Source organism: Bacillus sp. SRB_8, assembly GCF_003264205.1.
GTDB lineage: Bacteria > Bacillota > Bacilli > Bacillales > Bacillaceae_G > Bacillus_A > Bacillus_A mycoides.
This window is the reverse complement of record NZ_NADT01000050.1, coordinates 25,069-37,296: the sequence shown is the minus strand read 5'-3', so window position 1 is coordinate 37,296 and position 12,228 is coordinate 25,069. Positions and strand designations below refer to the sequence as shown.

At 35.7% G+C, this 12,228-nt stretch carries 9 protein-coding genes and 1 pseudogene; 7 read left to right on the top strand and 3 right to left on the bottom strand.

Translation table 11 applies throughout. The features are described 5' to 3' along the window. Window positions 1-124 precede the first annotated feature (124 nt). Both B5P40_RS28585 and B5P40_RS28580 read left to right on the top strand, forming a co-directional pair. Window positions 125-757 carry a class A sortase gene (locus B5P40_RS28585; RefSeq protein WP_002186970.1) on the top strand — a complete coding sequence of 211 codons (633 nt, stop codon included), beginning with the start codon at window positions 125-127 and terminating at the stop codon, window positions 755-757. A gap of 145 nt (window positions 758-902) precedes the next feature. After that, window positions 903-1,899, top strand: a pseudogene (locus B5P40_RS28580) (YHYH domain-containing protein). A 30-nt stretch (window positions 1,900-1,929) separates the two neighbouring features. On the opposite strand, the gene B5P40_RS28575 reads toward B5P40_RS28580, so the two are convergent. Beyond that, a complete protein-coding gene (locus tag B5P40_RS28575; protein ID WP_003187245.1) occupies window positions 1,930-3,315 on the bottom strand; it encodes a peptide MFS transporter in 1,386 nt (461 codons plus the stop codon). Window positions 3,316-3,568: 253 nt separating this feature from the next. Here B5P40_RS28575 and brnQ1 point away from each other — a divergent pair, with 253 nt between their 5' ends. Beyond that, window positions 3,569-4,870 (top strand): branched-chain amino acid transport system II carrier protein BrnQ1, encoded by a 1,302-nt coding sequence (gene brnQ1, locus B5P40_RS28570; protein WP_407707277.1) that lies wholly within the window; start codon window positions 3,569-3,571, stop codon window positions 4,868-4,870. Between the two features lie 134 nt (window positions 4,871-5,004). Then, window positions 5,005-6,726 (top strand): DUF2339 domain-containing protein, encoded by a 1,722-nt coding sequence (locus B5P40_RS28565; protein WP_113710308.1) that lies wholly within the window; start codon window positions 5,005-5,007, stop codon window positions 6,724-6,726. Between the two features lie 40 nt (window positions 6,727-6,766). On the opposite strand, the gene B5P40_RS28560 is transcribed toward B5P40_RS28565, so the two are convergent. Next, a complete protein-coding gene (locus tag B5P40_RS28560) occupies window positions 6,767-8,314 on the bottom strand; it encodes a DNA-binding protein (RefSeq protein ID WP_113710307.1) in 1,548 nt (515 codons plus the stop codon). Between the two features lie 181 nt (window positions 8,315-8,495). Next, a complete protein-coding gene (locus B5P40_RS28555) occupies window positions 8,496-9,887 on the bottom strand; it encodes an amino acid permease (RefSeq protein WP_002090901.1) in 1,392 nt (463 codons plus the stop codon). A 265-nt stretch (window positions 9,888-10,152) separates the two neighbouring features. Here B5P40_RS28555 and B5P40_RS28550 point away from each other — a divergent pair, with 265 nt between their 5' ends. The 3 genes from B5P40_RS28550 to B5P40_RS28540 all read left to right on the top strand — a co-directional run bounded on the left by B5P40_RS28550 (window position 10,153) and on the right by B5P40_RS28540 (window position 12,224). Further along, window positions 10,153-11,445 (top strand): NCS2 family permease, encoded by a 1,293-nt coding sequence (locus B5P40_RS28550; RefSeq protein ID WP_113710306.1) that lies wholly within the window; start codon window positions 10,153-10,155, stop codon window positions 11,443-11,445. A 139-nt stretch (window positions 11,446-11,584) separates the two neighbouring features. Then, the gene (locus B5P40_RS28545; RefSeq protein WP_000301182.1) at window positions 11,585-11,785 is read left to right on the top strand and encodes a helix-turn-helix transcriptional regulator; all 201 of its coding nucleotides are present in this window, start codon (window positions 11,585-11,587) and stop codon (window positions 11,783-11,785) included. A gap of 4 nt (window positions 11,786-11,789) precedes the next feature. Continuing rightward, window positions 11,790-12,224: a hypothetical protein gene (locus B5P40_RS28540; RefSeq protein ID WP_113710305.1), complete on the top strand. Its 435-nt coding sequence runs from the start codon at window positions 11,790-11,792 to the stop codon at window positions 12,222-12,224. Window positions 12,225-12,228 lie beyond the last annotated feature (4 nt).

Genomic DNA, 12,228 nt, shown 5'->3' with positions numbered 1-12,228 from the left:
CCATGATTCGGGGTACAGTTCACTGATGCAAGAAGGTTTCTTTTTTAGCTTACACTTGTACATATAGCAATATTGTCTTATCATTTTATATAGAGTAAGATTTTGTAACGGAAAGGAATTGTATATGAATAAGCAAAGAATTTATAGTATAGTAGCAATCCTTCTATTTGTTGTAGGTGGTGTATTAATCGGAAAGCCATTTTATGATGGATATAATGCAGAGAAGAAGCAGACAGCGAATGTACAAGCTGTTCAAAAGATGGAATATGAAAAGCATGATACAGAATTTGTAGATGCTTCAAAAATTAATCAACCAGACTTGGCAGAAGTAGCGAGTGCATCGTTAGATAAAAAACAAGTAATCGGTCGTATTTCAATTCCGAGCATCTCATTAGAACTTCCTGTTTTAAAAGCGTCGACTGAAAAGAATTTATTATCAGGTGCGGCAACTGTAAGAGAAAATCAAGTAATGGGACAAGGGAATTATGCACTTGCAGGGCATAATATGTCAAAAAAAGGTGTTTTATTTAGTGATGTATCAACTTTAAAGAAGAACGATAAAATTTATTTGTATGACAATGCAAATGAGTATGAGTATACTGTTACCGGTGTATCTGAAGTGACTCCTGATAAATGGGAAGTTGTAGAGGATCATGGGAAAGATGAGATAACACTTATTACATGTGTATCTGTTAAGGATAATTCTAAGCGTTTTGTTATTACGGGTGATTTAGTAGGAACAAAGGCTAAGAAATAAAGAAAAAAGAAGGTTCACTCTTTAAAGAGTGAACCTTCTTTTTTTATCCAATGTTGAGAAATAAAAGAATATTTCAGTTGGTATTTAAATATTTTTCTATTTTTATATAATAAAGTAATGATTCAAGATTTTGGGAGGAACAAAAGTGAAACAGCAAGTAAAAAAACTTCTTTTAACAACAAGTGTAGCGTTATTGGTAGCGCCAATTTCTGCTTATGCACATCCAGGACGTACAGATGCTAATGGTGGACATACGTGTCGTACAAATTGTGAAAAATGGGGATTGCAGTACGGGGAATATCATTATCACAATAAACCAGCTTCTAATAGTGGTACAACGAGTCCAGCTCCTAGCCAAAATAATAATGGTGCTGTAAGCAGAGAAACAAGCAGAAGCACAGCGTAAGGCTGAGGCAGAGAAACAAAGAGCTGCAGAAGAACAACGTAAAGCAGAAGAAGAGAGACAACGTGCTGCAGAAGAACAGCGCAAAGTAGAGGAAGAGAGACAGCGTGCTGCAGAAGAACAACGTAAAGCAGAAGAAGCACGTAAGGCAGAGGAAGCGCAGCGTAAAGCTGAGGCTGAAAAGGGACAAGCTGAAGGTCAAAAAAGTGGAGAGACAGATTTTAAAGCAGGAAAGAATAATGCAGAAGGACATGTAGCTGGAAAGTCAGACGCATATAAACAAGCATTTACAACTGCGTATGCTGCGGCATGGTCTTTAGAAGAACAGAAAAAAGCACATTTTGAAAAAGGTAAAGAGCAAGGGTTAACACAAGAAGCAATGGACGATAGTCAAATTACTCCTGAGTTTAAGGGGAACTTTGCAGAAGGTTTCCAAGTAGGGAATAAAGAGAGAACAGCAAAAATTGAAAAAGAACAAGCAGAACTCGGTGAAAAGGCTGGTAAAGAATTAGCTGAAAAGAAACCTGGAAATACTGAAAAGGATACATATGTGAAAGTATATGAAACCGCGTATGAAAAGGGATATAAGTCTGCTAAAAAGGCAGCGGAAATTCGAGAAGAAGGATATAAAAAAGGAGACAGCTGGCTTTCGTTCTTCTATAAGAGTTTCGTGCCAAGTGAATATAAAGAACATAAAGGCTTGTATGAACAAGCAATAGAAAAGGGAAAGAAAGCGTAAAAAAAGATGAGGAATTTTCCTCATCTTTTTTTAATCCATCCATTTCACTAATTTCTTAGAAATTGATAATAAAACACAACCTAAAACGATCGCCACAGCGCCAATAACTGTGAATACTTCAGCATATCCAAGTGAAGTTGTGAAGCTTGCAAGCTGTCCGCCTAAAATATTAGCAATACCTGAGCTTGCTAACCATACGCCCATTAATAAAGAGGCTAGTTTTACTGGAGCGAGAGCACTAACCATTGATAGCCCGACAGGTGATAAGAATAGCTCACCTAACGTATGGAAAAGATACGTAAAGACGATAAATAGTAAGTTTGCTTTTTCTGTAATGTTATGTTCGTCACTGCCTGTTTTTAATGTAGCGATAACAAGAACAATATAACCGATACCGAGTAAGATCATACCAAGTCCCATTTTTGTTGGGATTTTCATGTCACCATTTTTTCTAGTTGCCAGTTTCGCCCATAATGCTGAAATAGCTGGTGCAAGTAAAATAATAAATAACGGATTGACCGATTGGAACCAAGATGTTGGAACTTCCCATCCGAACACAGAGCGGTCTACAAATTTGTTTGTATATAATGTTAACGAACTACCAGCTTGTTCAAATCCAGCCCAGAAGAAGACAACAAAGCATGTTAAAATGACGATAACTGTTGTACGTTGTTTTTCTTTTTTTGTTAACGGTGTATTTCCTATTGTTTGTTGTCCAGCATCCGTTTGCAAATCGCGAGTTGGTTTTTTACCGATATCACCAAGGAAGCGATTTGATAGTGTTGTAAATAAAATTTGTCCAATGATCATTCCGATTGAAGCGGCTAAGAAACCGTAACGGAATCCGAAATGAACAACACCGTCCACTGTTGTTTTAAATAAATTTTCTGATAAAAACCCGCAAACGAGTGGAGCTAAAAATGAACCGACGTTAATACCCATATAGAAAATTGTAAATGCACTATCACGTTTTGGATCGTGCTCTTCGTATAATTCTCCAACAAGTGTAGAGATATTCGGTTTGAAGAATCCATTACCGATAATAATAAGCGCTAATCCGAGGTATAGACCGACTTGGTTTTGCAAGGCAAATAGTGTAAGGTTACCGATTGCCATTGTTATACCACCAATTGTGATGGCTTTTCGTTTGCCTAGAAAACGGTCCGTTAAGTATCCACCGATCAATGGTGTGAAATAACAAGCACCAGTATAAAATCCGTAAATAGAGAGTGCCCAAGCGGGACTAAACCCAAGACCACCACTTACTAAAGCTGTTGTTAAATATAATGTTAATAATCCTCGTAATCCATAGTAACTAAATCTTTCCCACATTTCTGTAAAGAAGAGTAAGTATAAACCTGGAGGATGTTTCTTTTTTCTTTGTTGTTCTCTTTCTAGTTGTATCGCTGATTCCATAATATTTTCCTCCTGACACAAGCAAAAAACAAAGTTAATAGTATTGTATGATTAATATTTTACTTTATTAACTATTATAAGTCAATAAAGGTTGATTTTTCAGAAGAAATTTGAAAAGGGAAATAGCTATAGAATGGGTGTTTCTTTTGTGATAGACTATGGACTATGTTTTCTTTGTAAGGAAGCGGATTACCGCATTTTTTTATTTGTGGAATTGATTTCATGTAAGGTGAAATTGAAGAAGGAGAAAGAAATGAAATTGTTACAGAAAAAAGAAATTTTGCTTATTAGTCTTATGTTATTCTCTATGTTCTTTGGGGCCGGAAATCTTATATTTCCACCTTTCCTTGGATATGAAGCAGGAGAACATGTATGGATTGCATTGTTAGGTTTTATTATATCAGCAACAGGGCTTCCTATATTAGGTGTTATCGCTATTGCGAAAGCAGGGAGTTTTCAAACGTTAGCGGGCAGGGTTCATTCTTCATTTGCAATTATTTTTCCGTGTATTGTGTACTTATTTATTGGACCAGGTCTTGGTATACCACGTGCAGGAAGTTTAGCTTTTGAAATGGGGCCAGGCCAGTTGTTCCCAGAAGCGGGTAGCGTAGTTTTGTTATTGTACACGGCTATTTTCTTTAGTATTGTTTACTGGTTAAGTTTATCACCGTCTAAATTAATGGGCTTGTTTGGAAAGGTGTTAACGCCTTTATTATTATGTATGATTGCTATTATATTTATAAAAAGTATGTTTACATCAGTAGGCGGTGTGAAAGAGCCTTCAGGAAATTATGGACAAGCTCCTATGTTCCAAGGATTTTTAGATGGATATTTAACGATGGATGCGTTAGCAGCTTTAATATTTGGGATTGTTATTGCAAATGCTCTGCGTGCAAAAGGTGTAGCGGATGATAAAGGTTTAGCAAAATATATGAGTATTGCTGGTATTGGAGCAGGGCTTTTATTATCTATTATTTATGTCATTCTTGGATATGTTGGTTCAATTAGTGGTTCATTGGGTACATTTGATAACGGTGCGAAAGTGTTAGCACAAGTTATGATTACATTATTTGGACAAGGTGGGTTAGTTTTATTAGGTCTTATTTTTACTGTCGCTTGTCTATGCGTTTCCATCGGACTTGTTACGTCTTGTAGTCAATTTTTCACAAGTGTATTTCCGAAAGTATCTTATAAAGTTTGGGCATTTATATTAAGTTTTGTTAGTATGGTTTTAGCTAATTTAGGATTAACGCAAATTTTAAAAGTATCGGTACCGATTCTTGGATTTATTTATCCAGTTGCACTAACGCTTATTATTTTAGGGTTATTCCATAAGTATATTGGAAAGTATGTATACGTATATTCGGTAACGATTGGACTCGTAGCGGTATTTAGTGCGATTGATATTTTAAACAAAAGTGTATTGATGAATAAATGGACACCACTACTAAAAATGCTTCCGTTTTATTCAGAAGGTGTAGGTTGGATTGTTCCGGCATTTGTAGGTGTCTGCCTCGGTGTAATTGTTAGTATTGCTATAAATAAGAATAAATAAGTAAGAGGTGTTTTCCTATTTCGGAAAACACCTTTCTTTTTTTGGAAAAATAGTATTGAAAATGAATAGACTAAGAGTATGATAAAGATAATTGGTAATATATAGGTTTTACATGAATGATGAGGGGGGAGCATATGAAGGAGGATTTGAATAAGAAAATAGAAGCACTCGAAACGGCAATTGAAACGATGCAAGAGGCACTTTATGAATTGAAAGCGAAACAAAGAAAAATAGAAGTAGATAAAGTTCAACAAAATGTTAATAAGGAAAAGAAAGAATATATTGAAGCGGTAAGTAATGAAAAGTTACAAGAAGATGTAGTTAAGACGAGGAAGTCCATGCAAGAGCCAGAGGTGAAACAAGTAGATATATCTGCATTTAAACCAGAACCATTTAATATTATAAAGTTTTGTCAAACGTGGTTACCACGCATATTTGTCGGTATTATGCTACTTGGCGTTATTTGGTTATTCAAAGCAGGGGTAGATGCCGGATTATTGACACCAGCGATACGAGTTGTGTTTGGTATAGTACTATCTGCCGGTTTGTATTACGTAGGAGATATACAAATTAAAAGAGAGCGGCAAGCGTTAGGGTTAGTATTAGCTGGAGGAAGTATTACGGGAATTGTTTTAACAACGTTTGCGGCACATTATTTATATGAGTTTATTCCTGCAAGTATTGCGTTTGTTTGCAACATTATATGGGTTGTTTTAGGGATTTATTTAGCGAAAAGATATAGATCGGAATATCTCGCTATTTTCGTGGCGGTGGGAGCATTTTTTGTTCCTTTCTTGTTAAATAGTACGACTCCTAATACGTATATTTTCTTTAGTTATGAGACGATATTAACAATTAGCCTATTATGGTATGCATTGAGAAACCTTTATAAGTACTTGTATATGATTTCTTATGTTGTTGCGGCAATTGTCCTATTTGTCTTCTTTGTTGTTATGTCAATATTAGTAGAGAATGTGCAAGTACAGTTAACAGTTGTATACGGTGCAATTCATTTACTATTATTTTGGCATATGTTTTCGGAGAGAAGGTTTATACAAGAAGCACGATTGGCGATATTTAGTGCGAATGCAGTTTTCTTTATTTTAGCCATTTCTCAAATTCCTGAATTTACAACGTGGGGATTAGTTATAAGTGCATTTGTGCATGCTGTTATGTTTGTACTTGAATATAGGAAGAATAAACATTCGGTATTTTCAAATCTAATATTTGGCTTTGCAATGGGATCATTTAGTTTAGCGATTTTATACGAGTATAGTTTGGTGAATGCAGCGATCGTATTATTGTTACAAGGTTTCCTCAGTATGGTTACTGCTATTAAAGTAAAGCAAAATATTAAATTGTATGTAAGTGCAACGATTTATGCTATTGGAATGGTGCAGACGATTTTTAGCCCGTTTGATCATTTCATTTCGGCAGGATTTGTCGCTCATATTATTTTGATAGGAACGTTCTATTATTGCATGAGACAAGCGAAAGAAGTGTTAGCGAGTTTTGGTAAATATGTGTACTCTATAGCGCTCTACTCGTTAATGGTAATTGTATTTATTACAATTACTAGAATCGGTGAAGTTCTTTCTACAGATGGAAGTATAATTAGCGTATCTGTATCGTTATTATGGATGGTATATGCGTTATTTGCAGTTTGGTTTGGCCGTTATAGACAGATGAACGAAATATTATATGCTGGCTTAGTCGTATTAGTAGTAACAGTAGGGAAGTTATTCCTTCTCGACTTACCAGAGGTGTCGATGATGATCAGGGCGGTGTTATTCTTAATTGTTGGTAGTATAGGTATCGTTATTTCAAGAATGTTTTTCTCAAAAGAAGAGAAGTGAGAAGAAGGCAATCCCTTTACGGATTGCCTTTTCTTTTACTTTACTTTTTACCAATCGTTACAGCCTCATTATATTTAGCTGTTGTGTTTTGTCTTAGGCGAAGTGTTGCTTGTCCAGTTGTATTTGGATCCAGTTGTACGTTCACAATTTTTTCAGCAGATCCTTGGTTATTTGTTATGAAAGAGAATGTACTGCTATATCCGAAAGAAGACGGCCAAGTGCCATTTGTATTTTGAACTTTTGCCACCTGTGTTCCGCCAGTTGTGAAGATACCTAAAGAATAATTATTGTATGTTGTATTTGGTAATAAGTTATTTACTTGAATCTTCATTTGGAACACTTCATTGTTTGGTAGAATGCTAGGGTGAGTAATTACGTAATCACTCGTTGTCACTGCGCCGTTATAGCCGTATGAACCTGGTTTGAAAGTATTGGTATTGAACCACTGGTAACCTTGACTTGGTGCGCTCCAAGGTTCTGGTTGTGGTTCTGTTGATAAGCTTGGTTGTTCAAATGTTTGTAGAGCTGTAGGTGCATCAAGCTGTAAACCACTCACTTGATCTAAGCTTGTAAATGTTTCTTGCTTCGCTAACCAATTCACGATGTTTTCTAATAGAACAGCATCGTTTTCTTCTTTATAACCATCATAAGTTTTCTTTGATTGACCTGAATCTTCGCGAACATATTTTGGCGTAGCATCTTCAACAGGAGAAGAATCACCAATAAAGGCTGCTTTTCCAAGGCCAACTTTCGAAATAGCAGCATAAGGCCCCTCTGCAGCGCCACCACCGTTATAAACGCCGCTATCAACAGCGTTATTCCATTTTGATGGATTTTCTGGAAGATATACAAGGCCTTTCGCTAGTTTTGGATTTGTAATCGCAAGAGTAGAGCCGGCATGCATTGCTACAGATGAAACGCCAGTTGTAATTCCGAATGATTGCGCAGGTGAGACAATATTTTTAGCTGAAACATCACCAAGTGCATTGTAACGGAAGCGAATACCGAAATTATTGGATAGCCAATCAGAGCTTTCTACTCCTTGCATAGCTTGTGAAGTTGTTTCTTCATTAGACATTCCCTTTGCTGGATTATCCCATGCCCCGCGTCTATATCCATTGAACACTTCTGAGGAGTCCCAGCGGTTTTTATTACGATCTGCATTATAATGATCGGCAATGAAGAAAATGCTGCCGCCATTTTTCACGTATTGTAACATTGCGTCTTGTTCAGATTTTTTGTAAGGAATATTTGCCTCTGGAACGATAAACACGTTGTAATTTTTTAAGTCGTCGTATGTAATAGGTGTTGATTTACGAAGTTCTTTTACATGATATCCGTTCTGGGCAATGCCGTTTCCGAAATCAGAAAAACCGCCATCAATAACCCAATCAGCTGTCCCGGCAGTTTGACCGTGCGTATTATCAAATAATACTTTCTTCCCATTGTTTTGATTTACAACCTTTGCAGCAATTTCAGGAGCTGGGTCTACAGAGCTTTCGGCATAAGTAGACGGTATGAACGAACTCCCCATACTAAGTGTAATTGCTGTTGCTAAAGAAAATGTAATCCATTTTTTATTCTTCATAGAAGAATCCCCCTAATAATAAATATATGTGCTTTAATAATGTAATTTATTTTTCTGAAAAAATAAAGACAGAAAACGTAAAAAATATTAAAAAATTGTAAAAATAAAGTGAATTTTGTTGAGAAATATTTATATAGACAATAAAAAATCCCTTCCAATTAATAAGGAAGGGATAGCTTGTTTAACTAATCTTTGAATTAGGTGTTTCATCGATCTTATGAAACCCTTTCATGTAATACACGATAGCTAAGCCGATAAGCCAAATTGGGCCAATGATTAATGCAATTCGTGTATCTTCTGAATACGCCATAATACCTAGTACAAGTGCAAGGAAGCCAAGTGAGAAGTAAGAGCTTAATGGATGTAAAGGCATTTTATACGTTAGCTTGTCTTTTTTCTCAGTTGATAATCCTTTACGGAATTTAATTTGAGCGACTAATATAATACCCCAAGTCCAAATTGCCCCGAAAGTTGAAATACTAGTTAACCATGTAAATACTTTTGCAGGCACAAGGTAGTTTAATATAACACCAACAAGTAAAACGATAGCCGTTGCTACAATTCCTTGACTCGGAATACCGTTTTTATTTAAACGACCGAATCTTTCAGGAGCTTTCTTTTGTTGTGCCAAAGTAAATAGCATACGCCCTGTACTAAATAAACCACCGTTACAAGAAGAAAGTGCAGCTGTTAATACAACAAAGTTAATAATACCTGCTGCTTTTGCAATGCCGATTTGTTGGAATGTTAATACGAATGGACTTCCTTTCTCGCCAAGTTCGTTCCATGGATAAATTGCCATCATAACGAATAATGCCCCGACGTAAAAGATTAGGATTCTCCAAAATACGTTATCGATAGCTTTTGCGAGTGTTTTCTTCGGGTTTTGAGCTTCACCAGCTGTAACACCAATTAGTTCAACGCCTAAATAAGCGAATAATACCATTTGTAAGGAAAGCAATAATCCAGAGAAGCCATTTGGGAACCAGCCCCCATGTTCCCAAAGATTTGAAATACCAGTTGCAACGCCGCCATTTCCAAATCCGAATAGAATAATACCAAAGCCAATCACTATCATACAGATAATTGTGACAATTTTAATGAGAGCAAACCAAAACTCAAGTTCTCCAAATACTTTTACTGATAAGAAGTTGAAAGCGCTCATTAATAATAGAGCGAGTAGTGCCCAAGTCCAGCGCGGGATATCTGGGAACCAGTACTGCATGTAAATTCCAGCCGCCGTAATTTCAGCCATACAAGTAACAACCCATAAGAACCAGTAGTTCCAACCAGTAATATAGCCAGCAAGTGGGCCGATATAATCATTAGCATATTTACTAAAAGAGCCGGCAACCGGTTGTTCAATTGCCATTTCTCCGAGCGCTCGCATAATGAAAAAAATAACGAGTCCAGCGATCATATAACCTAGTAAGATGGAAGGACCAGCTAGTTTAATAGCAGAAGCAGATCCTAAAAATAGCCCAACGCCAATAGCCGAACCGAGTGACATTAAAGTAATATGTCGTTCTTTTAAACCTCGATTTAAAGTTCCAGATTTGTTTGTGTGCTGCATAAGAAGAATCCCCCTTGTAGAATGAGCTACCTAAATATTTAACTATTTCAAATTATAAAACATTTCTATCTGTTATGCTACAAAAATAATCAAAATGAACTGTACTACATCTGAACTTGTCAGACTTAAACTTAAAATTCTCACTATTAGAGAATATATTGACTCTTCTTTTTATTGATTGTTAAGATTAAGTATTATATTTTCTCACATACTAGTAAGAAAAGAATGTGTGATAATAATTCAGGTGTAGGAAGGGTACATAGCCATGTTTCAATTACAAAAATATAACACTTCTGTGAAGCAAGAGCTTTTAGCGGGCATCACAACTTTTTTTACATTTGCGTATATTCTTGTCATCAATCCGAAAATATTATCTGATGCAGGTGTACCATTTGATCAAGCGTTTACGGCAACTATTATTGCGACAGTTATTGGGACGCTATGTATGGCGTTTTTAGCTAACTATCCAATTGTTATTGCTCCAGCTATGGGGATGAATGCATATTTTGCTTATTCTGTCGTTCAACAGGCAGAGGGGATTACGTATATCATTGCGTTTTCGGCAGTATTTGTAACAGGTATCATTTTTCTTTTATTATCTTTCACTTCATTTAGGCAAAAGCTAATTATCGCAATTCCTGACAGTTTAAAACATGCAATTGCAGGTGGAATTGGACTATTTATTGCTTTTATTGGATTACGTCTATCTGGAATTATCGTGGATCATCCTTCTAACTTAGTTACGATTGGTGATTTTCATTCTCCAGCCGTTATTTTAACTTTAATTGGTTTAATTTTAGCGGCAGTATTAATGGTATTACGTGTGAGTGGTGCATTATTTATTAGTATGATTGTGACAGGAATTATCGCCTTCTTTACGGGGCAACTGAAGTTTGAGGATAAAATTGTAGCGATGCCTCATTTACCAGAGGGTATTATCGTTTCAAATCCAATCAATGCTTTTTCAGATGTAATTCAGTATGGATTATATGGTGTTGTATTTTCATTTTTACTTGTACTTTTATTTGATACGACAGGTGCATTACTCGGTTTAATTAAACAAGCTGGTTTAATTACAGATAATACAGAGAAACGTTTTGGCAAAGCGTTTATTGCAGATGCGATTGGCGGAACGACAGGTTCTATCTTCGGAACAAGCCCAACAGCAGCAACGATTGAATCGTCAGCTGGTATTGCTGCAGGTGGTAAAACTGGATTAACAGGTATTGTAGTTGTTGGTCTAACGATTATAACGGCATTTTTCAGCCCTGTTATCGCGTCGTTATCAAGTGTAGCTGCTATTACAGCTCCTTCATTAATTATTGTAGGTAGTTTAATGGCACAAAGCATTCGTGATATTAATTGGAATGAATTTGAAGATGCATTACCAGCATTTTTAATTTTCGTTGGTATTCCGTTAACGTCTAGTATTGCAAATGGAATTGCAATTGGATTTTTAGTGTATCCAGTATTAAAAATTGTGAAGGGGAAAGGGATGGAAGTACATCCGTTACTATATTTATTTACAATTTTATTTGGATGTCATTTATTCTTATAGTATAGAGATAGGAAAGGGGGCTTCTTATGAGAGGCTCCTTTTTTGTGTATAATAAAGTGAAAAAAACAAATCAATTACGTAAAATATAAATTACTTAATGGAATATATATGTTACAATAAAGGCAGAGGAGGAACATGAATGGCTGTAAGTAAAATAAAAGTCGCACGTGTTCAGTTAGATTTAACACAACAACAATTAGCAGAAAAAGTAGGCGTCACAAGGCAAACAATTAGTTTAATTGAGAAGGGGAAATACAATCCATCTTTAGATTTATGTTTGAAAATTTGTTATGCAGTAGATAAAACATTGAATGATTTGTTTTGGGAGGAAAAGGAGTGATAGGGTGAAAATCGTGAAAGATGAACGTTTAATGATTGAGGGATTAAAACATATTAGATTGGCTTTCATCTTACAAAATGTCGTCATACTAGGCATTGTTTTTTACCGTTACGTCTTGCAAGGGGCAGGGTATGAAAGTGTTTCGGATTTATTAATGGTATTTATGGGCGGGATAATAGTTATTAACTTTTTAAACTTAAAAAATTCGGTGGAAGTGTATGAGCATACAGGGGGAGTATCTCGTAGTTATTTCATGAAACTATTATTAATTCCAGTAGGGATTGTTATTGGGATTTTAGCTATTTGTATCATTGTAACACCGGATATTTCGATAAAGGAAATTGGTATAACAGGACTTATTATGTTTGCTTGTTTTTTAATTCCTAGTTTGTTTATATACATATATATGAAAAAAATAAAAAGTGAAGATGAAATATAAGAAA

Bases quoted from the DNA above. Each gene is read 5' to 3' on its own strand.
- B5P40_RS28555 (WP_002090901.1), bottom strand. From the start codon at position 9,887: ATGCAGCACACAAACAAATCTGGAACTTTAAATCGAGGTTTAAAAGAA.
- B5P40_RS28565 (WP_113710308.1), top strand. From the start codon at position 5,005: ATGAAGGAGGATTTGAATAAGAAAATAGAAGCACTCGAAACGGCAATT.
- B5P40_RS28575 (WP_003187245.1), bottom strand. From the start codon at position 3,315: ATGGAATCAGCGATACAACTAGAAAGAGAACAACAAAGAAAAAAGAAA.
- B5P40_RS28550 (WP_113710306.1), top strand. From the start codon at position 10,153: ATGTTTCAATTACAAAAATATAACACTTCTGTGAAGCAAGAGCTTTTA.
- B5P40_RS28560 (WP_113710307.1), bottom strand. From the start codon at position 8,314: ATGAAGAATAAAAAATGGATTACATTTTCTTTAGCAACAGCAATTACA.
- B5P40_RS28585 (WP_002186970.1), top strand. From the start codon at position 125: ATGAATAAGCAAAGAATTTATAGTATAGTAGCAATCCTTCTATTTGTT.
- B5P40_RS28545 (WP_000301182.1), top strand. From the start codon at position 11,585: ATGGCTGTAAGTAAAATAAAAGTCGCACGTGTTCAGTTAGATTTAACA.
- brnQ1 (WP_407707277.1), top strand. From the start codon at position 3,569: ATGAAATTGTTACAGAAAAAAGAAATTTTGCTTATTAGTCTTATGTTA.